This is a genomic window from Streptomyces sp. 4F14, assembly GCF_048159485.1.
Taxonomy (GTDB): domain Bacteria; phylum Actinomycetota; class Actinomycetes; order Streptomycetales; family Streptomycetaceae; genus Streptomyces.
Map to the genome: position 1 here is coordinate 148,671 of NZ_JBLRVY010000018.1, position 21,134 is coordinate 169,804.

The following is a 21,134-nucleotide window of genomic DNA, read 5'->3' on the forward strand; positions in this document are numbered from 1 at the left end:
CCCCCACCCACCTCAGGGGCGCGGGGAACTGCGCGACCAGCCACGACGGACCCGCACCCGCCCGCTTACCCTCGGCCCCCTTCAGCTCGCGCGCCCCCGTTGAACCACCAGCACCCCCAAACCCACCGCCAGCCACACCGCCCCCACCACCAACGCCGTCCCCGACGCCTCCACGATCACCGCGACCGTGATCGCCGCGCCCAGCAGGGGAACCGCGACGTGGCGCCACCAGACCACCGGCCCGCCCGCGCGGCGGACCGCGAACCAGCCGATCACGCTCGCGTGCAGCAGCGTGAAGGCCGTGAGCGCGCCGATGTCGACGACCGAGACCAGGTGGTCCATGCCGTCGTCGCGCCGGGCGGCCCAGACCGCGGCGACGAGGGTGATGAGGGCCGAACACAGAAGCGCGGCGCGGGGGACACCGGCGGAGGTCCGGGACAGGGCACGCGGCAGGCGGCCCGCGCGCGACATGGCGAACAGGAGGCGCCCGGCAGCCGCCTGCCCCGCCAGCGCAGCGAACGCCGCGCCGATCGCCTTGCTGACGGCGACGAGGTCGTGCAGCCAGGTGCCGACGGACGCCTCGACGGCGTCGTAGAAGGCCGAACCCTGCCGGGAGGGCTCCGCGGACAGCTGGGCGGAGGAGAGGGGCTCCAGGAGGGCGATCAGGTAGGTCTGGGCGATGAACAGGACGCCCGCGAGGGCGAGGCAGAAGAGCAGGGCGCGGGCCACGCGCGCGGACCCGCTGGTGACCTCCTCCGCGAAGGAGGCGACCGCGTCGAACCCGAGGTAGGACAGGACGGCGACGGAGACGGCCCCGAGGACGGCGGACAGGGCGAAGCCCCCCTGCGTACCGTCCCCGGTGAACGGCGACAGCCACCCCCGCTCGGCACCGTCCCGCGCGAGGACGACGACCGCCGCCACGACGAACACGAGCAGGACGACGATCTCCATGGCGAGCACGAGGAACCCCACGCGCGCGGCCGCGCGTACGCCCCAGAGGTTCAGCAGGGTCGTCAGGACGACGGCGAGGGCGGTCCACACCCACCGGGACACGTCGGGGACCAGGGAGTTCATGGCGATGCCGGAGAACAGGTAGGCGACGGCGGGGATGAGGACGTAGTCCAGCGCGGCCATCCACCCGGCGACGAACCCGGGACCGTTGCCGAGCCCCACGCGCGCGTACGCGAAGACGGACCCGGCCTGCGGGACGACGCGCACCATCTGCGCGTAGCTGAACGCGGTGAACGCCATGGCGACGGTCGCGACGACGTACACGAGGGCGACGGCGCCGTGCGACTTCGCGTCGAGCGTGCCGTACACACCGACCGGCGCCATGGGGGCGATGAACAGCAGCCCGTAGACGACCAGGTCCCGGAAGCCGAGAGTACGTCGCAACGATGCCGTATCGACGTCCTTGTCGACGTCCTTGTCGACGTCCTTGAGGGGGTCGGCCATGAAGAACCTCCGCTCCCGCGCGCAGCGTGCCGTCAGTCTCCCCGACGCGCGGATCTTCGACCCCTCGGACGCACCCTTACGATGGGAGGCATGACCGCTTCGCCGCGCCGCCGTGTCCTGCTCGCCGCCCCCCGGGGCTACTGCGCGGGTGTGGACCGCGCCGTGATCGCCGTCGAGAAGGCCCTTGAGCAGTACGGGGCCCCGATCTACGTCCGGCACGAGATCGTCCACAACAAGTACGTCGTGCAGACCCTGGAGAAGAAGGGCGCGATCTTCGTCGAGCGCACGGAGGAGGTGCCGCCCGGGAACATCGTCATGTTCTCGGCGCACGGCGTCGCCCCCGTCGTCCACGAGGAGGCCGCGCGCGGGCGCCTCGCCACGATCGACGCGACCTGCCCGCTCGTCACGAAGGTCCACAAAGAGGCCGTCCGGTTCGCCAACGACGACTACGACATCCTGCTGATCGGCCACGAGGGGCACGAGGAGGTCATCGGGACCTCCGGCGAGGCCCCGGACCACATCCAGCTCGTCGACGGCCCCAAGGACGTCGAGAAGATCACCGTCCGTGACGAGTCGAAGATCGTCTGGCTCTCGCAGACGACGCTGTCCGTCGACGAGACGATGGAGACCGTCGACGCCCTCAAGGCGAAGTTCCCGCAGCTCATTTCCCCGCCCAGCGACGACATCTGCTACGCCACGCAGAACCGCCAGCTCGCGGTCAAGCAGATGGGCGCCGAAGCGGAGCTGGTGATCGTCGTCGGTTCCCGCAACTCCTCCAACTCCGTGCGCCTCGTCGAGGTCGCCAAGCTCGCGGGCGCGCGCGAGGCGTACCTCGTGGACTTCGCCAGCGAGATCGACGAGGCGTGGCTGAAGGACGTGACGACGGTCGGGGTCACCTCCGGCGCGTCCGTGCCCGAGGTCCTCGTCGAAGAGGTCCTGGAGTTCCTCTCCGCGCGCGGGTACGGCGATGTGGAGCTGGTCAAGGCCGCCGAGGAGTCGATCACGTTCTCGCTGCCGAAGGAGCTGCGCCGCGATCTGCGGGACGAGGCGGCGGCGCTGGTCGCGGAGCGCGGCGGAAGCGGTCCGGAAGCCGCCTGAGGCCGCCTGGACGGCCTGAGAGGGCCCTCGGGCGGGTGACTGTCAGTGGGCCGTCGTAACGTGGAGCCATGCAGATCTTCGGTGTGGACATCGGCGGTTCCGGGATCAAGGGTGCTCCCGTGGACCTCGACAGGGGCGACCTGGCGGAGGAGCGCTGCAAAGTGCTCACCCCGCACCCGGCGACGCCCGAGGCGGTGGCCGACGGCGTGAAGGAGGTCGTCGACCACTTCGGCTGGACGGGGCCCGTGGGGCTCACGTTCCCGGGCGTGGTGACCGGCGGCTCCACGATCCGTACGGCGGCCAACGTCGACAAGAGCTGGATAGACCTCGACGCGCGGGCGCTGTTCTCCGAGCGCCTCGGCGGGCTGCCGGTGACGGTCGTCAACGACGCGGACGCGGCCGGGGTCGCCGAGATGAACTTCGGCGCCGGGCAGGGCCGCAAGGGGACGGTCATCCTGCTCACCTTCGGCACGGGCATCGGCAGCGCCCTCTTCGTCGACGGCGTGCTCGTGCCCAACACGGAGCTCGGCCACCTCGAACTGCACGGCCACGACGCGGAGACCCGCGCCTCCAGCAAGGCCCGCGAGGACGGCGAGCTGACCTGGGAGCACTGGGCGCACCGGGTGACCAAGTACCTCGCCCACGTCGAGATGCTCTTCTCGCCCGAGCTGTTCGTCATCGGCGGCGGGGTCAGCCGTAAGGCGCAGAAGTTCCTGCCCTTCGTCCAGGGCATCAAGGCGGAGATCGTGCCGGCGCAGCTGCAGAACAACGCGGGGATCGTGGGCGCGGCCATGCACGCGGCGGGTTAGCGCCGTCCCGGGGACGCCGGGGGCCGGGGCCAGTAGCGGCGTACGGCGACCACCACCAGCGCCGCCAGCGTCCCCCCGTACAGCCAGGCCGCCTGTGTCGCCAGTGCCGTCACCAGGCCCATCAGGGTGGCGCCGACGCCGTCCCCGTCGTCCGTGACGAACACGATGCCGACCGCGAAGGCGATCGGGAGCACGACCGGGGCGGAGACCAGGTCGCCGCGGCGGGTCCAGAGGGCCGTCAGCAGGCAGACCGGCAGGTAGAGCACCGCGTACACGGTCGTGGAGTCGCCGACCAGGAGGTCGACGAGGAGGCCGAGGGCGGTCATCAGGGCGGCGCTGAAGAGGCCGCTGCCGAGGCCGGTGAGGCGGGGGGAGGGGTAGCGGGAGGCGGGGGCGGCGCGCGGCGTGTCGGTCCGGCGGGGGCGCGGGGGGCGGCTGCGGCGGGGCGCGGGCGCCTGAGGCGGCGTACCGGCGCGGGGGGTGCTGCGGCCCTGGCCGGGTGCCTTGCGCGGGGGAGCGCCGGGTACGGGGCTGGAGGGGCCGTTTCTGCCGGGGCGTACGGGGGAAGAGGCGCCGTTCCTCCTGGCGCGGGCCGGCGTCGAGCCGTCGTCCCCGGCGCCGCGTACCGTCCCGGTGGTGCCCTTCCCGTCCGGTGGCCGTTCGCTCTTCGTGGGGCGGGGGACGTCGCCGCGGGGGCGCAGGAGGTTCAGCGCGTCGACCGTCGCCTCGGTGAACTCGTCCGCGCCGGTGCCGTTCGGCCGGGACCTGCCGTTGCCTGCCATGCCGGGCGCCTCCACACGGTCTCCGTCACCCACGGGGGTCGGTGCACTCGTCCACGTTAGGTCGGTTTATGTGGAGAATCCGGTGCGGGACACGCCGTGGGGGCGGGCCTGCGCATGCGTTCGAGAGGGACGGCGGGGCGGGGACGCGTACGGCTTAGACTGGGGGATCGGCCGGGTTTCCGGGCCACGGCGGGGCTCCTCACACGGACCGGCCGGGTCCCCTCCGCCCCGGCTCCTGGCCCTCCACTCACGGGAAGTCGCAACGTGTCGCTCACGATCGGAATCGTCGGTCTGCCGAATGTCGGCAAGTCGACCCTGTTCAACGCCCTGACCAAGAACGACGTGCTGGCGGCCAACTACCCGTTCGCCACGATCGAGCCGAACGTCGGCGTCGTGGGCGTGCCGGACCCCCGCCTCGACAAGCTCGCGGAGATCTTCGGCTCCCAGAAGATCCTTCCGGCGACCGTCGACTTCGTCGACATCGCGGGCATCGTGCGCGGCGCGTCCGAGGGGGAGGGGCTCGGGAACAAGTTCCTCGCGAACATCCGTGAGTCCGACGCGATCTGCCAGGTCATCCGCGCCTTCAAGGACGAGAACGTCGTCCACGTCGACGGCAAGGTCTCGCCCAAGGACGACATCGAGACCATCAACACCGAGCTGATCCTCGCCGACCTCCAGACCATCGAGAAGGTCCTCCCGCGGCTCCAGAAGGAGTCCCGGATCAAGAAGGACATCGCGCCGAAGGTCGCGGCCGTCGAGGCGGCGAAGGAGATCCTGGAGCGTGGCGACACGCTGTTCTCCGAGGGCATCCTCCAGGGCACGGAGCGCGCCGAACTCCTCCACGACCTGCACCTCCTGACGACCAAGCCCTTCCTGTACGTCTTCAACGTCGACGAGGACGAGCTCACGGACGACTCCTTCAAGGACGAGCAGCGCGCCCTCGTCGCCCCCGCCGAGGCGATCTTCCTCAACGCGAAGCTCGAAGCGGATCTGGCGGAGCTGGACGAGGCCGACGCGCTGGAGTTGCTGGAGTCGGTGGGCGCCGAGGAACCCGGCCTCGCCACCCTCGCCCGCGTCGGCTTCAACACCCTCGGCCTGCAGACCTACCTCACCGCCGGTCCCAAGGAATCCCGCGCCTGGACCATCAAGCGCGGCGCCACCGCCCCCGAGGCCGCCGGCGTCATCCACACCGACTTCCAGAAGGGCTTCATCAAGGCGGAGGTCATCTCCTTCTCCGACCTGGTGGAGACGGGCTCGGTCGCAGAGGCCCGCGCGAAGGGGAAGGCCCGGATGGAGGGCAAGGAGTACGTCATGCAGGACGGGGATGTGGTGGAGTTCCGGTTCAACGTCTGACCCACGCACGAAGAAGGGGCCGAGCTCTCCGGAGCCCGGCCCCTTTTCCTACCCGGCGCGCGGCGGGGTGAGGCTGTCGAGGTCCAGGGTGATGTCGAAGGGGACGGGGCGTTTCAGGGTGTTGCGGAAGATGCCGGCGGGGGCGTAGGCGCCGGTCGGTTTGTCGAGTTCGTACACGTGGATGACGGGGGCGCCGTCCTCGTCCTCGACGCACCAGTAGTGCGGGATGCCGGCCTTCGCGTATTTGTGGAGCTTTACGGTGCGGTCCCGGTGGGCGGATTCGGGGGAGACCACCTCGACGGCGAGTCGTACTTCCTCTGGTGTGAACCAGGTGCGGTCGCTGTCGTAGGCGGTCTCCGTCACCAGGAGGTCCGGCTCGGGTCTGTTGTGGTTGTCGAGGCGGATGGGCATGTCCCGGCTGGTTCTGAGACCGGCAGGGACTTGCGCTGTGAGGGCGGACTTGAGGCCGCCGACCACCTCGCTGTGCCACCGGAGCTGGGGTGGGAACCTGAACACGAATGCGCCGTCGATCAGTTCTGTGTGGCGCGGTGCCTGGGGAAGGCCATCCAGGTCGTCCGCGAACCAGCCTTCTGCGCGCGGTGGACGCATCCAGTCGGGCAGTGTGGTCATGGCTGGACCATAGCGACAGGGGGGCTGGTGTGGGACGAGGTTGGTGGAGGCCGGGCAGCTCGTCGTGGGCGTCGTCGTGCTGTGCGAACCCCGGATCACCCCGGCCCTCGGACACCAGGCGGTGGCCGGGGTGCACCGGCTGCCGGCCGCCGGGGGAGTGGGCGAACGCCTCGTGGAACTGCTGGAGCGCAAGGCCCGCCTGTCCGACGCCTGCGCCCGGCGCAGCGCCGTGGCGGAGGCGGTCCCCGGCGCGGTGGACGTCTCGGACGCCGGGCGCGCGCGGGCTCGTCGAGGAGCAGGTGCGGCTCGGGCCGGTGGGCGGGTAACTCGGGTCGCGCAAGCCGATGTTGGGGTCCGGGCTTCGGGGATACGATCACTTCGGGTGGAGATAGGAGAAGCACGTTCTTTTCGGGCCGGGGGGGAGAGGCCGTCGGAACTCTGGGTGAGCCCGTGGAGGGTGGGATGACGAGCCGGACGCTGAAGCAGCGGCGGGCGGAGGCGACGCGGGCGGCGTTGCTGCGGGCCGCCGCGGAGATGTTCGGGCAGGTGGGGTTCGAGCGGGCGACGGTGAAGGAGATCGCCGAGCGGGCCGGGCTGACGCTCGGGGCGGTGTACTTCCACTTCCGCAACAAGGAGCACCTCGCGCGCGAGATCGTCGTGTCGCAGCCCTTGTCCATGACGCCGGCCCAGCCCTCGGAGGGCTTGCAGTACGCCGTCGACCTCACGCTGATGTGGGCCTGCCGGATGCTGTCCGACCCGGTGCTCCAGGCCGGCGCGCGGCTCGTGATCGACCAGGAGAACTTCGTCGTCCCGGAGCAGAACTCGCACCGCCAGTGGGCGGACGTCCTCGGCCAGCACCTGCGCGCGGCCCGCGCCCGCCGCGAACTGCTGCCCGGCGTCGACGTGGAGGACCTGGCCCGCGTCCTGGTCAACGCCTGTACCGGCGCGCAGATCCACTCCCGTATCGAGAGCGACTACCAGGACCTGCCGGACCGGGTGGCGGCCATCTGGCGCTGCCTGCTGCCGGGAGTCGCGACCCCGGCGACCGCCGCACGCATCGAGTGCGGCGCCGGGCGCGCGGACGGGGTGGGGTGACCTGAGCTCTCAACGGGCTTGGGGCACACGGGGGTTCGTCAACGGCCCTGGGGTGGGGTTGAGTTCGCCAACAGCCATGGGGCATAAGGGAGTTAGTCAACTCCCGTGCGGTGCATGGGAGTTCGACCGCGTCATCAACAGCCCTGCCACCCCAGGGAGTTCACCCCCGCCGCACCCCCGTGGGATGCGCCCCCGCCGGCCCGCTGTCCAGCACCAGCCGCAGTATCCGCGCCACGTCCTCCGTGGAACTCAGACACCCTTGCTCCCGGGCGTCGGGATGGTACGCCTGATGCCGGGCCCAGGTCTCGGCGCCGGCGACCAGGTGGGCGGCGAGCGCCGTGAGGGTCGACGGGTCGGCGCCCGGCGGGAGTTCGGCGGGGGAGACGTCCGCGAGGCGCTCGCGCAGCGCCGGCTGCCAGGCCGCGTACCAGTTCGGTGCCGTCCACAGGAGCTCGCGGGTGAGCCGGGCGGCGGCCCGCACCGCGGGGTCCCGGTCCAGGAGGCCGGTGAGCGCGAGGGTGTAGGGCGCCAGCCAGTCCAGGGACGACACCGGGTGCGCGGGCAGGTCCGTGAGGGCGGCCCGCGTCGTCGCGCACCCCTGCTCGCCGACCTCGCGGGCGAGGTGCTCCTTGGAAGCGAAGTGGAAGGTGAGCGCGCCGAGCGAGGTGTCGGCGGCCTGCGCGACCCGGGTGAGGGAGGCACCCTCGTAGCCGTCCCGGTCGAAGACCCCGGCCGCGGCGTCCAGCAGAGTCCGCCGCGTCCGAGTGGCCCTCTCCTGTCTCATGGAGCCCCTCCCTGAACACACACCACCAACAGGACGAACAGCCAGTGAAACAAAATCCCGGCCACTTTGGGCGGCTGTTTCCGACGAGGTGTCAGGTCGGGAGGAGCTGTCCCGGAAACAAAAAAGCCATTATTATTTCGCGAGGTCGAGATCTAGAATCCGGCCGACACTTGTGGCGAATCGCTTGGGGGCAGCGTGGACATCAAGGTGCTCGGAACCTTCTCGGTCAAAGTGGACGGTATGCCCGTCCTGCCGGCCGCCCGGCTGACCCGCCAGACCCTGGCCCTCCTCGCCGCCTACCCCGGCCAACTCGTGCCCACCGCCGTGCTCGCCGAGGAGGTCGCCCCCCAAGAGCCGCCCGGCACCGGCAGGCTGGTCGTCCAGACGGCCGTCCGGGAACTGCGCGAGCGGTTCGCCGAGGCGCTGCGCGGCGGCCGGCGCGGCGAGGACCTGCTCTCCGAACTCCCGGGCGGATACCGCCTGGAGACCGGCGCGGGCACCCTCGACACCTGGGACTTCGAGCGGTACGCGGGCGCCGGCTACCGCGCGATGGAGGCGGGCGACGCGGAGAGCGCGGCGCGCAGGCTGCGCCAGGCCCTCGCCCTGTGGTCCGGCGAGGCGTTCTCCGGCGTGGAGGCGGGCCCCCGGCTCAAGTTGCGGATCGACGACCTGGAGCGCTCCCGCCGCCGCGCCGTCGACCAGTGGATCGAGGCGGAGCTGCGCGCGGGCCACGACCGTCGGCTCGTCACCGAACTCGTCGCCGTCATCGCCCGGTTGAGGCTGCGCGAACCGCTCTACGAACGCCTCCTGGAGAAACTGCACCCCGGCAACACCTCCCAGACGGCCCTCACCGCGTACTGGCAACTCCGCCGCGAACACCCCGCCCCGACAGCGATCTGGGCGCGATAAGGAAAAAGACCGGCGTATCCGGATAAGTAAAATGGCATACGAATAGGCCGGGCAGCGGTGGGCCGCCACGGATTTCGGCCGAGCCGCCGCCCGGAGAGCCGCCGACGCCACAGGTGTTCCACCCCGCCGCGCCACGGCCGCGCCTCACTCTACGGACGCCCCGCACCCCGGCAAGAAACCCCCGGGGACAATGTCAGGTCCCCGACCTGATGGACTCCTTCGCACCTGACGGACTGCCCCGGGCGCCGTTGGCCGTAGATCGCCCGCCGCCCAAGAATCCTGGCGAGCCGTCATCCGCACCCCGCGCCGCGCCCCGCGCCGCCGGTTTCCTCCGAGCGCACCACGGCTCGCCCCGCACCGCAGGCCGTGACCCCTCAGCTCTACGGAGACCCCAGTGGACAACACCCTGCTCGACATCCGGCTGAAACCCGCGCGGCAGCAGCCGGAGTGGGAGGACCTGGAGCAAGTGGAGCGCGTGCGCGACGAGTTGGTCCGCCGTCCCGCACTGGTCACCTGCGCGGACGTACGGGCCCTGCGCGCCGCCCTCGCCGAGGTCGCCGCCGGGAACGCCCTCGTCGTCCAGGCCGGCGACTGCGCCGAGGACCCCGACGAGTGCACGGCCGCGCACGTCGCCCGCAAGACCGCCGTCCTCGACCTCCTCGCGGGCACCGTCAAGCTGGCCGCGCACCGTCCCGTCGTCCGCATCGGGCGCATCGCCGGACAGTTCGCCAAGCCCCGCTCGCAGGCCACCGAGACCGTGGACGGCGTCGAACTCCCCGTGTTCCGGGGCCACATGGTCAACTCGCCGGAGCCCGACAAGGACAGCCGGCGGCCCGACCCGCTGCGGCTGCTCACCGGCTACATGGCCGCCGCCGAGATCATGGAGCACCTCGGGCGGCGCGCGGGCGTGGAGCCGCCCGTGTGGACCAGCCACGAGGCGCTCCTCCTCGACTACGAGATCCCGATGCTGCGCCGCGACCGCGAGGGCCGGCTGCTGCTCGCCTCCACCCACATGCCGTGGATCGGCGAACGCACCCGGCAGGTCGACGGCGCGCACGTCGCGCTGCTCGCCGAGGTCGTCAACCCCGTCGGCTGCAAGGTCGGACCCAAGATGACCAGCGCCGAACTCCTCGCCCTGTGCGAGAAGTTGGACCCCGAGCGCGAACCCGGACGGCTCACGCTGATCGCCCGCATGGGCGCCGGCACGGTCGCGCAGGCGCTGCCCCCGCTGGTCGCCGCCGTACGCGCCGCCGGGCATCCGGTGAGCTGGCTCACCGACCCCATGCACGGCAACACCGTCACCACCGAGGGCGGCGTCAAGACGCGGCACACCGAGACCGTCGCGCGGGAGATCACCGCCTTCCAGGAGGCGGTGCGCTCCGCCGGGGGCGTCGCGGGCGGGCTGCACCTGGAGACCACGCCGGACGACGTCGTCGAGTGCGTCACCAACTCCGGCTGCCCGACCGGGCGTTACACCTCCCACTGCGATCCCCGCCTCAACCCCGGCCAAGCGGTGGCGGTCGCCTCCGCCTGGCACCCTGCGAAGTGAGGAGCTCCATGGACGGCATGGCGAACAGGACCGCGCTCGTGACGGGCGCGGCGGGCGGCATCGGTACGGCGATCATCCACGCGCTCGCCTCCGCCGGGGCGCGCGTCGCCGCAGTCGACCGGGACGCCCGGGAGCTGACGGAGGTCACCACCAAACTCTCCGCCGACGGCCTCGACATCACGCCGCTGCCCGCCGACATCACCGACGAGGACGCGGTACGACGCGTCGTCGACGAGACCGAACAGCGGCTCGGCTCCATCGACTTCCTCGTCAACGCGGCCGGCATCCTGCGGCTCGGCCCGGTCCGGGGCTTCCGTACGCAGGACTGGGCCGACACGTTCGCCGTCAACACGACCGGCGTGTTCCACATGACCCGGGCCGTCGTCGACCGGATGATCCCCCGGCGCGGTGGCGCCATCGTCACCGTCGCCTCCAACGCCGCGCGCACGCCGCGCAGCGAGATGGCCGCGTACGCCGCGTCCAAGGCCGCCGCCGCGCAGTTCACGAAGTCGCTGGGCGTGGAGGTGGCCCGGTACGGGATCCGGTGCAACGTCGTCGCGCCCGGGTCCACGGACACGCCGATGCTGAGCTCCATGTGGGCCGACGAGAGCGGGCGGCAGGCCACGATCGACGGCTCGCCCTCGGCGTTCAAGCTGGGGATCCCGCTGGGGAAGATCGCGCGGCCCGAGGACGTGGCGGCGGCGGTGTGCTTCCTGCTGTCGGACCAGGCGTCGCACATCACGCTGCACGATCTGACGGTCGACGGGGGAGCGACGTTGGGGGCTTGAGGATCAACCGGCCCTTTTTGTCAGCGAGTTCGAGAGGAAATCCATGCCCGGCCTGCCCTCCATCAACCCTTATCCCATGCCCGCCGCCGACTCCCTGCCGCCCCGCGTGCCCGGGTGGAGCGTCGATCCCGCGCGTGCCGTGCTGCTGCTCCACGACTTCCAGCGCTACTTCCTGCGGCCCATCCCCGAGGTGCTGCGTACGGAACTCGTCGCCAACGCCGCCGAGTTGACCGCCTGGGCCCGGGGGGCCGGCGTCCCCGTCGCCTACACCGCGCAGCCCGGCGGCATGACTCCCCAACAGCGCGGTCTGCTCAAGGACTTCTGGGGGCCGGGGATGAAGGTCGACCCCGCCGACCGGGAGGTCGTCGAGCCCGTCGCGCCCCGGGACGGGGACTGGCTGCTCACCAAGTGGCGCTACAGCGCGTTCTTCAACACCGACCTGCTCCAGCGGATGCGCGACGCCGGGCGCGATCAGCTCGTCGTCTGCGGGATCTACGCGCACGTCGGTGTGCTGGCCACCTGCGTGGAGTCGTACACGCACGACATCGAGACGTTCCTCGTCGCCGACGCCGTCGCGGACTTCGGGGAGGACGACCACCGGATGGCCCTGGAGTACGCGGCCCGCTGCTGCGCCGTCGTCCTGCCGACGAAGGAGGTCCTCGGATGACAACGGACGCCCTGCAGAAGGTGCTTGAGGGGAACGCCGGACCGTTCGCGGTGCTGTTCCGGCCCGAGACGGCCGGGCCGCGCTCGCTGGACGTACTGCTCGGGGACATCCAACTCCCCTCCACGCTCGGGGAGATACCCCTCTCAGGAGAGCACGACGACCGCGGGCCCGGCGCCGAGGTGCTCGTCCTCATCCCCTACCGGCAGGTCGCCGAGCGGGGGTTCGAGAGCCACGACGACGGGGCGCCCCTGATCGCGATGACCGTCACCGCGCAGGAGACCGTGCCGCTCACCGAGGCGCTGGCCCGGATCCCCGACGCCGGGATCGAGCTGACGGGGGGTCACTTCGACGTCGGGGACGAGGAGTACGCCGAGATCGTGCGGCGCGTCGTCGCGGACGAGATCGGCACCGGCGAGGGCGCCAACTTCGTGATCAAACGGTCGTTCACGGCCGACATCACCGGGTACGGCGTCCACTCGGCGCTGACGTTCTTCCGGCGGCTCGTCGAGCGGGAGACCGGCGCGTACTGGACGTTCGTCGTGCACACCGGGGAGCGTACGTTCGTCGGCGCGACCCCCGAACGGCACGTCAGCCTGCACGACGGCACCGCCGTCATGAACCCGATCAGCGGCACGTACCGCTACCCCGAGTCCGGGCCCACCCTCCCCGGCGTCCTCGACTTCCTCGCCGACCGCAAGGAGGCCGACGAGCTGTACATGGTCGTCGACGAGGAACTCAAGATGATGGCCCGGATCTGCGCCGACGGCGGGCGGGTCGTCGGCCCCTACCTCAAGGAGATGGCCCGCCTCGCGCACACCGAGTACTTCATCGAGGGCCGCTGCGACCGCGACCCCCGCGAGATCCTGCGCGAGACCCTCTTCGCGCCGACCGTCACCGGCAGCCCCCTGGAGAGTGCGTGCCGGGTCATCGCCCGCCACGAGCCGCGCGGGCGCGGGTACTACAGCGGGATCGCCGCGCTGATCGGCCGCGACGAACAGGGCGGGCGGACCCTCGACTCCGCGATCCTCATCCGTACGGCCGACATCGACGCCGGCGGGCGCGTCCGCATCGGCGTCGGGGCCACGCTCGTACGGCACTCCGACCCCCTCGCCGAAGTCGCCGAGACCCGGGCCAAGGCGGCCGGGCTGGTCGCGGCGCTCGAAGCGGGCGGGCCGACGCGGTTCACCTCCCATCCCGAGGTGCGGGCGGCGCTGGAGCAACGCAACCTGGCTGTCGCCGACTTCTGGCTCGCCGACCGGGCCGCGCGGGTCGGGTCCCGGCCCCGGCTCGCCGGACAGCGGGTGCTCGTCGTCGACGCGGAGGACACGTTCACCTCGATGATCGAGAAGCAACTCAAGGCCCTCGACCTCGATGTGACGGTCCGTCGGTTCGACGAGCCGTACGTCTTCGGCGAGTTCGACCTCGTCGTCATGGGGCCAGGGCCCGGCGATCCCCAGGACACCGGGCACGTGAAGATCGCCCACCTCGACGCGGCCGTCAGCTGCCTGCTGCGGGAGCGCAGACCCTTCCTCGCGGTGTGCCTGAGCCACCAGGTCCTGTCCCGGCGGCTCGGACTGGACGTGGTCCGGCGCGACACCCCCAACCAAGGCGTCCAGAGACAGATCGACCTCTTCGGCACTCCCGAACGCGTCGGCTTCTACAACACCTTCTCCGCCCGCGCCGACCAGGACCGCCTCACCCTCCCCGACGGCACGGAGGTCGAGGTCAGCCGCGACCCCGCGACCGGCGAGGTCCACGCCCTGCGATCGGCCCGGTTCGCGTCGATGCAGTTCCACGCGGAGTCCCTCCTGACCGTGGACGGCCCCCGCATCACAGCGGGCCTCCTGGACACACTGGCAGCGGGCCTACCGGCACTGGCGTCGTGAGGTACAGGGGAGGGGCGGCCCGGGGGAACGGCGGGGCTGGGACGGCGACTTGGTGCACCAGCGGGGCCGGGGCGCGGCTGCTCGGCGGGGGTGGGCCCGTGAGGCGGTCTGCCGGCGGGGCCGGGTCCGTGGCGTGGATCGGTGGTGCGGCCGGGGGCGGTGCGGGGTCGGTCGATGTGGCCGGGGCTGAGCCGAGGCTGCGGCTGCCAGGTGGGGCCGGGTCTTTGTCGTGGTCCACCGGTGGGGCTGGGGCTGTGGCACGGTTCGGTGGTGTGGCCGGGGGTGAGTCAAGGTCGCGGTTTCCCGGTGGGGCCGGGTCTTTGTCGTGGTCCACCGGTGGGGCTGGGGCCGTGGCACGGTTCGGTGGTGCGGCCGGGGGTGAGTCAAGGTCGCGGCTTCCCCGTGGAGTCGGGTCTCCGGCGTGGTCCGGCGACGGGGCCGGGGGTGACGCCCTGGCCTTCGGTGACGCCGAGTTCGAGTCGTCCTCCGTCGGGCCCCTCGTGGTGCTCGTCGGTCCCATGGGGGTCGGCAAGTCCACCGTCGGTCGGCTTCTCGCCGGGCGGCTCGGGGTCGGGTTCCGGGATACGGACGACGATGTCGTCACCGCCGAGGGGCGGGCGATCGCCGAGATCTTCGCGGCGGACGGTGAACCCGCTTTCCGCGCGGCCGAGAAGCGGGCGGTCGTCCGGGCGCTCGCCGGCCATGGCGGGGTCCTCTCCCTCGGCGGCGGCTCCGTCCTCGACCCCGGCACGCGTGCGCTGCTCCTCGGACGCCGGGTGCTGTACCTGACGATGGGCGCCGCGGAGGCGGCCCGCCGTCTCGACCTCGCCGCCGGCCGCCCCCTGCTCTCGGCCGACCCCCTCGACCGGTGGCGGGAGTTGACGGCGTCCCGCCGCCATCTGTACGAGGAGGTCGCCACGGCGATCGTCACGACCGACCGGCGTACTCCCGAAGAGGTGACCGAAGCGGCCCTCAACGCGCTGGAGTCGAAGCCGGTGTGACCGACGCGTCCAAGTCGGCGCCCGGCACCGCCACAAGGCGTCGACGCGCGGCCGACTCACGAGGAAACGTGGCGAGTTGACCGAACAGCCGCCCGAACCCACCCGGCCCTCATACCCCCCTACCTCCCCAAGGAGCCCCCATGACCCGACTCCGCTGGCTCACCGCAGGTGAATCGCATGGGCCCGCCCTCGTCGCCACCCTGGAAGGGCTCCCCGCCGGTGTCCCCGTCACCACCGCCGAGGTCGCCGGGCATCTGGCGCGGCGGCGGCTCGGGTACGGCCGGGGTGCCCGGATGGCGTTCGAGCGGGACGAGGTGACGTTCCTCGGTGGCGTCCGGCACGGGCTGACGCTGGGTTCGCCGGTCGCGGTGATGGTGGGCAACACCGAGTGGCCGAAGTGGGAGAAGGTGATGGCCGCCGATCCGGTGGACCCGGCGGAGCTGGACGGCGTGCGGCGCAACGCCCCGTTGACCCGCCCGCGCCCGGGCCACGCCGATCTCGCCGGCATGCAGAAGTACGGCTTCGCCGAGGCCCGCCCGATCCTGGAGCGCGCCTCGGCCCGTGAGACGGCGGCCCGCGTCGCGCTGGGCGCGGTCGCGCGGGCGTATCTCGGCGAGACGGCCGGCGTGCAGATCGTCAGCCACGTCGTCGAACTGGCGGGCGCGCAGGCGCCGTACGGAGTCCTGCCGACACCGTCCGACGTACGGAGACTCGACGCCGACCCCGTGCGCTGCCTGGACGCCGACGCGTCGAAGGCGATGGTCGCGGAGATCGACCGGGCGCACAAGGACGGTGACACGCTGGGCGGGGTGGTCGAGGTGCTGGCGTACGGCGTGCCGGTGGGGCTGGGCTCGCACGTGCACTGGGACCGCCGCCTCGACGCCCGCCTGGCCGCAGCGCTCATGGGCATCCAGGCCATCAAGGGCGTCGAGGTCGGCGACGGCTTCGGCCTCGCCCGGGTCCCCGGCTCGCGGGCCCACGACGAGATCCTGCCGTCCCTGCGCCGCGTGAGCGGCCGTGCGGGCGGCACCGAGGGCGGCCTGTCGACCGGTGAACTCCTGCGCGTACGGGCCGCGATGAAGCCGATCGCGACGGTCCCGCGCGCCCTGCGGACCGTCGACCTGGCGACCGGCGAACCGGCCACGGCCCACCACCAGCGCTCGGACGTCTGCGCGGTCCCGGCCGCCGGCATCGTCGCCGAGGCGATGGTCGCCCTGGTCCTCGCGGACGCGGTGAGCGAGAAGTTCGGCGGCGACAGCGTACTGGAGACCCGGCGGAACGTCCGGGCATATCTGGAAGCCCTAGGGCGCTTCTGATGGATCTCCGCGGCGTCGCGGCGTTCGGTGCGTGCTCTCGGTGTGCCGCTCCTTCTCCCGCGGATATCCATCAGAAGCGCCCTAACCGCCCCCACCCCGGGGTTTTCCGCAGAGCTGAATCCGTTTTCCGAGGGGCTGAATCTTCATCAAGTACGCTGTCATGTCGGCCACTCGGGGCGCCGGGCTGACCCTCCGCTGCCGAAGTGTCGCAGAGCGTTGACCGATGGTCGGGCAGACCTTTACCTTCCGGGAAGATCGGTTTCGAACTACGGGGGATGGGTTGGGTGATGGAGTCGCCGAACTCGGACAGTCACATACTCGCCGTGCTGGAACTCCTCGCGGAGGACAGCCCGCCGAGCCGCTTCGACTCGCTGCTCGTCCGGGCCCGCCGTGAGGGCCTGCCCGACGCCGAACTCGGGCGCCTGAGCCGGGCCGTACAGCTCGCCCGCGCACTGCCCGAGCGGCCCGGCAGACGACGGCAGTGGGAGGACGACCTCACCGCGCTCGTCGACACGGCCCGCGACCTGATGGACACGCCGGACGTGGACGCGCTCCTGCGCACCGTCGCCCGGCGGGCCCGCAGGCTGCTGAGTCTCGACGTCGCCTTCGTCGTCCTCGTCGACCGCGACGGCGGGATCCGCGGCCACGCCGCCGAGGGCTCGGTCACCGACCTGAGCACCAACGTCGACCTGGTCTCCGAGGGCAGTGTCGGGGGGCGCGTCCTGCGCACCGGGTCGCCCGCGTGGACTGCCGACTGCATCCTCGACCACACGTTCGCCACGTCCAAGGGGCTCGACGAGGCCACCCAGGCGGAGGGTCTGCGCGCCCTGCTCGCCGTGCCCTTAAGGGTCGGGGACTCGGCCGTCGGCGTCCTCTACGGCGCCCAGCGCGCCGTACGGCACTTCACGCCCGACGAGATCGGCGCGATGATCCAGTTCGCGGACCTCGCCGCGCTCGCTGTCGACAACGCGCGCCTCCTGCAACGCGCCCGGCACCAGTCCACCGAACTCGAACAGGACAACTTCCGGGTCCGCGCCGGGCTCGTCCGCCTCCAGGAACTCACCGACGCGTACGGCCGGATCATGAGCCTGCCCCTGGTGGGCGCGAACCTCGCGACGATCGTCTCCGCGACGGGCGCCGCGCTGGACGGGTGCGCCCAACTCTTCGACCCCGCCGGGAAGTTGCTCGCGAGCAGCGTGGGCGAGGAGGGGGGCCAGGGCGGCGGGGCACGGCGCGGCACCGGTGCCCGGGTCGCTGTCGCCGAGGCCGTCCTCGACGCCCACGCCCGCCGGACCACCGTCAGCACGCCCGACGGCATCTGGGTCGCGCCCGTCATCGCGGGGGCCGAGAACCTCGGGTGCCTCGTCCTCGACCCCGAGACACCGCTCGTCGGCGCCGACGAGCGGCTCCTCCAGCTCGCCGCGCAGGTCTGCGCCGTCCAGCTCCTCATCCAGGGCAGCGCGGGCATCACCGAGAGCCCCCTGCGCGACGAACTCCTCGACGAACTCGTCTCCGCGCCGCCCCGCGCGCCCCGCCGGATCGCCCAGCGCGCCCGGCAGATCGGCGTCGACCTCGACGAGCCGTACGTCGTCGTGGTCATGCGGCCCGAGGGCGGTGACCACGGGCGGGCCACCGTCTGGTCCCTCTCCTACGTCCACCGCATGACCGGCCTCAAGACCGAGCACGGCGGCTGCATGGTCCTCCTGCTGCCCGGCACCGACGCGTCCGGCGCCGCGCGGGCCGTCGCCGGGGAACTGTCGCCGCTGCTCGGCCGGCCGGTGTCCTGCGGGGCGGCGGGGCCGGGGCGGGGCGTCCTGGAGGTGCGGCGCGTCTTCCAGGAGGCGGTGCGGTGCCTGGACGCGGTCACCGCCCTCGACGCGCCCGGCGCCACCGCCGCGCCCCAGGACCTCGGCTTCCTCGGGGTGCTGCTCTCCGACGACCGGGACGTCCGCGGCTTCGTCGACTCCACGATCGGCCCCATCCTGCGCCACGACGAGGACCACTTCACGGAGTTCGCGGTCACCCTGGAGGCGTACTTCGCGGCGAAGTCCAGCCCCACGGGCGCGGCGGGGGCACTCCACGTCCACCCCAACACGGTCTCGCGCCGCCTGGAACGCATCACGGCACTCCTGGGCCCGGACTGGCAGAACCCCGGGCCCCTTCTTGAGATCCAACTGGCGTTGAGACTGCACAGAGTTCGGGATGTCCTACGGCGTTGACCAGGAACCGGGCCCTGTCGGCGGGGGCTCGGTCCAGGCGTCACAGGTGCGGCATCGTCAGCGCGTGGTCCGTTCTGGCCAGCGCCAGCGCCGTGTGCGCGGCGGACGCGAGGGTGACGTGCCGGTGCCAGCCGGGAAAGGACCGGCCCATGAAGTCACGCAGCCCGCACGGTTCGCCGATCTCCGTGAAGTCCGCCTCCACGCGCGCGGGCAGCCGGGTCAGCCGGACCAGGCGCCCCACCGGCGACTGGCTCAGGTTGGTCAACCAGGCCGCGGACGGCGGCTGGTGGGGGTCGGACCACTCGCCGAGCAGCAGCATGGGGTGACGCCGCCCCTGCGCGTCGGGGACGGTCACCCGGACCACGGAGGCCAGCGCCGAGCGCACCGCCCCGGGGCGGGCCGGATCGGGCCAGCTGACCGGCCTGCGCAGCCCCTTCGTGGCCTCCAGGATCTGCGACGCGCACAGCAGCCCGGCCCGGAAGCCGGGCAGCGCCCGGTCGGCGACGGCGAGCCGCGTCGCCGCCGTGACCCGGGCCAGCACCGGGACGCCCGCGTCGGTGAGCCGCGTCAGCGTCGCCGCCGTCGTACCGCCCTGGACGTCGAGGACGACCGGCCTGCGCGCGACGCCCCCGCCGTGCTGGACGACCTCCAGCACCGCTTCCGCCGTGCACTGTTCGAGGCTCTCGGCGGACGCCTTCTCGGGGACCTCGGCGCGGTCGCGGCGGCGCCGGTCGCTGACCCAGGGGTCGGTGAGGAGGAGCCGCCAGTGGACGGGCGCGCTGAAGCGTTCGGACGCGTACCAGACGCCGATCGCCTGCTGCCCGCAGAACAGTTGGCCCAGCTGCGGCGCGAACAGCCGGTCCACGCCCACGGAGTGCTCGCCGGCCTTCGGGATGTGCATCGACCGTACGACCAACGCCTGCGCGGGCGCGAGGCGTTCGGTGTACGCGGCGAGCGCGGCCCGCATCGGGCGCCAGTCCCAGGTGGAGCACGAGATGAAGTGGTGCAGGCCCTGTTCGGCGCCCGGGTCGCCGAGGTGCGCGGCGATGTTCCGTACGGACTTGCGGCCGCTCGTGGTCAGCAGGCCCTGGAAGTACATCTCGGCCTTGCGCCGCTGGTCTCTCCTGCGGAACGGGGCGAACAGGACCCGGCTCAGATCGGCGGCCACGGCGTCTACGGCCGGGGCGGGGGGCCGTCCGGCGTACGGCTGGCGTGTGGTCACGGACCCGGCGGGTGCGGGCCCGGCGCAGGTGGACACAGGCACGAGGGTCTCCTCAGCGGTGTGTGGGGGGACAGCTACTGTCGGTCGCTGTCCCAACCGTCTCTTCGGTCACCACGCGCTCACCAGGTGGGCCCGCAATCGACTTTGGGGCGGTCGACGGTTGTCCCGTCCCCATGCGCGAAGCCGTGATGACAACGCCGTCAACAAATCGCATGCGCCGCGTATGCAACAAACCGTGCAAGTGTTCCCGGACCACACCGGCGGCCGGCCGAACCCCGCCCGCGGAGGCACCTCAGCCCCCAGCCGCCGGTCTGCGACACCGTGGTGGTCCGGCCCTCACCCCCGCCGGCCGGCGATGTGGCGGCGGACCCTCGGTCAGACCTCCCACTCCGCCGGCTCCGCCACCCACCCCGCCATCAGCACCAGCCCCGTCGCCCGGTGCACCGCGAGAAACCCGAAGGGCCGGTCGAAGCGCGCCTCGACGGTCCGGGTGGTCCACCGGAACCGCGGTACGCCGGACGCCGCGGCGGCGACCAGCGTCACCGCAGCCGCCTCGAACCCCTCCGCCCCGAACTGCGCGACGGCACACTGCTCGGCCGAACTCACCGCCAGGGGACGCCCGCTGATCCCGGGGAAGTGCCCGCGCGACCTGTCCCGCGCGGCCGTTAGACCGAACAACTCACCACTCGCCAGCAGATCATGACGAGCCGTCAGATCGAACCCCGCCGTCAGCACGTCGAGTTCCACCGGAGCCGGCACCGCACTCGCCCGCTCCCGCACCCGCACACCGGGCCCGGCGTCCCCGAGGCCCAGCTCGGACCCGCGGACGACGGGATGCTCCCCGCGGAGCATGCCGACGCCGGCCCGCAGCACCCGCGCCGGGCTCAACTCCGGCTCACCCAGCAGGAGGTGGACGTCCAGCCCCTCCGTACCGAGCACCCGCACCCGGGTGACGTACCCGAACGGCGTGGAGGCGACGGCGAGTTCGTCGGGTGTCTCGGTGCGCCGGCGCAGGCCCAGGTACTCACGGTCGGTCCAGTGCGCGGAGTCGAGGATCGTCTCGTGGAACCGGTGCTCCCACCGCGTCCGCAGCGCGAGCGCGCTCGCGAGGACCAGCTCGGTCGACCGGTCGAGGGTGACCGGCATCGCGGGGATCTGTCCGCCGGTGTGCTCGCGGGCCCATGCGTCGAGGGCGCCTCGGTCGGCGACGGGGTCACCGGTGAGCGCGCCGCGCGCCAGCCCCTCGCCCCAGGTCTCCCGCAGCTCCAGACCGCGCCGCGCCCACACCCCGGCCGCGCTGTCCACCCCGGCGGCTTCGCCGAGCCCGCCGAGCAACTCCCGTGCCAGGGACGCCGCCCGCTCCGCCGGCACCCCGGTCGCCGCCGCCAGCTCCTCGCGCGCCGCCCCGCCCGCCCCGTCCGCGAGGAACGCCAGCAGGGGCCATACCCCGGCCGCCGAGAAGGCCGTACCGTGCGAGACGTCCACGGCCTCGGCCCACCGCGCGGTGAGCCCGTTCACCGCCCGCACGACCGCCCGCATACCCGCCCCCGTTTACCGCTCGCTTACGATGC

18 protein-coding genes are annotated in these 21,134 nt (G+C 72.5%); 12 read left to right on the forward strand and 6 right to left on the reverse strand.

Annotation, left to right across the window (positions count from 1 at the left end; genetic code table 11):
* Positions 1-81 precede the first annotated feature (81 nt).
* Positions 82-1,455, reverse strand: coding sequence for an APC family permease (locus ACLZOT_RS28990; RefSeq protein ID WP_416972055.1), 1,374 nt, complete (start codon positions 1,453-1,455; stop codon positions 82-84).
* 90 nt (positions 1,456-1,545) lie between these two features.
* On the opposite strand from ACLZOT_RS28990, the gene ACLZOT_RS28995 reads away from it, so the two are divergent.
* Together ACLZOT_RS28995 and ppgK are read left to right on the forward strand one after the other, a co-directional pair.
* A complete protein-coding gene (locus ACLZOT_RS28995) occupies positions 1,546-2,553 on the forward strand; it encodes a 4-hydroxy-3-methylbut-2-enyl diphosphate reductase (protein ID WP_416972056.1) in 1,008 nt (335 codons plus the stop codon).
* Positions 2,554-2,621: 68 nt separating this feature from the next.
* Positions 2,622-3,362: a polyphosphate--glucose phosphotransferase gene (gene ppgK / locus ACLZOT_RS29000; RefSeq protein ID WP_416972057.1), complete on the forward strand. Its 741-nt coding sequence runs from the start codon at positions 2,622-2,624 to the stop codon at positions 3,360-3,362.
* Here ppgK and ACLZOT_RS29005 read toward each other — a convergent pair.
* On the reverse strand, positions 3,359-4,144 hold the full coding sequence (locus ACLZOT_RS29005) for a DUF6542 domain-containing protein (RefSeq protein WP_416972058.1): 786 nt from the start codon (positions 4,142-4,144) through the stop codon (positions 3,359-3,361). The two genes, ppgK and ACLZOT_RS29005, sit on opposite strands and share 4 nt — an antisense overlap.
* A gap of 264 nt (positions 4,145-4,408) precedes the next feature.
* Here ACLZOT_RS29005 and ychF point away from each other — a divergent pair, with 264 nt between their 5' ends.
* Complete coding sequence (ychF, locus tag ACLZOT_RS29010) at positions 4,409-5,497, forward strand: redox-regulated ATPase YchF (RefSeq protein WP_416972059.1); 1,089 nt, start codon at positions 4,409-4,411, stop codon at positions 5,495-5,497.
* A 48-nt stretch (positions 5,498-5,545) separates the two neighbouring features.
* Here the strand turns inward: ychF and ACLZOT_RS29015 are convergent, their stop codons facing one another.
* Positions 5,546-6,127 carry a Uma2 family endonuclease gene (locus ACLZOT_RS29015; RefSeq protein WP_416972060.1) on the reverse strand — a complete coding sequence of 194 codons (582 nt, stop codon included), beginning with the start codon at positions 6,125-6,127 and terminating at the stop codon, positions 5,546-5,548.
* Between the two features lie 462 nt (positions 6,128-6,589).
* On the opposite strand from ACLZOT_RS29015, the gene ACLZOT_RS29020 reads away from it, so the two are divergent.
* Complete coding sequence (locus tag ACLZOT_RS29020; RefSeq protein WP_416972061.1) at positions 6,590-7,222, forward strand: ScbR family autoregulator-binding transcription factor; 633 nt, start codon at positions 6,590-6,592, stop codon at positions 7,220-7,222.
* Between the two features lie 160 nt (positions 7,223-7,382).
* On the opposite strand, the gene ACLZOT_RS29025 is transcribed toward ACLZOT_RS29020, so the two are convergent.
* Positions 7,383-8,006, reverse strand: a complete 624-nt coding sequence (locus tag ACLZOT_RS29025; RefSeq protein ID WP_416972062.1) for a TetR family transcriptional regulator — start codon at positions 8,004-8,006, stop codon at positions 7,383-7,385.
* A 240-nt stretch (positions 8,007-8,246) separates the two neighbouring features.
* Here ACLZOT_RS29025 and ACLZOT_RS29030 point away from each other — a divergent pair, with 240 nt between their 5' ends.
* From ACLZOT_RS29030 to ACLZOT_RS29065, 8 genes are all read left to right on the forward strand, one after another.
* The gene (locus ACLZOT_RS29030; RefSeq protein WP_416972063.1) at positions 8,247-8,915 is read left to right on the forward strand and encodes an AfsR/SARP family transcriptional regulator; all 669 of its coding nucleotides are present in this window, start codon (positions 8,247-8,249) and stop codon (positions 8,913-8,915) included.
* Positions 8,916-9,309: 394 nt separating this feature from the next.
* Positions 9,310-10,464 (forward strand): 3-deoxy-7-phosphoheptulonate synthase, encoded by a 1,155-nt coding sequence (locus tag ACLZOT_RS29035; RefSeq protein WP_416972064.1) that lies wholly within the window; start codon positions 9,310-9,312, stop codon positions 10,462-10,464.
* A 17-nt stretch (positions 10,465-10,481) separates the two neighbouring features.
* The gene (locus tag ACLZOT_RS29040; protein WP_416972065.1) at positions 10,482-11,252 is read left to right on the forward strand and encodes a 2,3-dihydro-2,3-dihydroxybenzoate dehydrogenase; all 771 of its coding nucleotides are present in this window, start codon (positions 10,482-10,484) and stop codon (positions 11,250-11,252) included.
* A gap of 43 nt (positions 11,253-11,295) precedes the next feature.
* Positions 11,296-11,919 carry an isochorismatase family protein gene (locus ACLZOT_RS29045; protein WP_416972066.1) on the forward strand — a complete coding sequence of 208 codons (624 nt, stop codon included), beginning with the start codon at positions 11,296-11,298 and terminating at the stop codon, positions 11,917-11,919.
* A complete protein-coding gene (locus ACLZOT_RS29050; RefSeq protein ID WP_416972067.1) occupies positions 11,916-13,805 on the forward strand; it encodes an anthranilate synthase family protein in 1,890 nt (629 codons plus the stop codon). Before ACLZOT_RS29045 ends, ACLZOT_RS29050 begins: the two co-directional genes overlap by 4 nt.
* Before the next feature lie 518 nt (positions 13,806-14,323).
* Complete coding sequence (locus ACLZOT_RS29055; protein ID WP_416972118.1) at positions 14,324-14,806, forward strand: shikimate kinase; 483 nt, start codon at positions 14,324-14,326, stop codon at positions 14,804-14,806.
* 140 nt (positions 14,807-14,946) lie between these two features.
* Entirely contained in the window at positions 14,947-16,122 is a 1,176-nt protein-coding gene (gene aroC / locus ACLZOT_RS29060; RefSeq protein WP_416972068.1) for a chorismate synthase, read from the forward strand.
* Positions 16,123-16,409: 287 nt separating this feature from the next.
* On the forward strand, positions 16,410-18,341 hold the full coding sequence (locus tag ACLZOT_RS29065; RefSeq protein WP_416972069.1) for a helix-turn-helix domain-containing protein: 1,932 nt from the start codon (positions 16,410-16,412) through the stop codon (positions 18,339-18,341).
* 40 nt (positions 18,342-18,381) lie between these two features.
* Here the strand turns inward: ACLZOT_RS29065 and ACLZOT_RS29070 are convergent, their stop codons facing one another.
* Both ACLZOT_RS29070 and ACLZOT_RS29075 read right to left on the reverse strand, forming a co-directional pair.
* Complete coding sequence (locus ACLZOT_RS29070) at positions 18,382-19,605, reverse strand: IS701 family transposase (RefSeq protein ID WP_416972070.1); 1,224 nt, start codon at positions 19,603-19,605, stop codon at positions 18,382-18,384.
* A gap of 333 nt (positions 19,606-19,938) precedes the next feature.
* Entirely contained in the window at positions 19,939-21,102 is a 1,164-nt protein-coding gene (locus ACLZOT_RS29075; RefSeq protein ID WP_416972071.1) for a serpin family protein, read from the reverse strand.
* Positions 21,103-21,134: the final 32 nt, after the last annotated feature.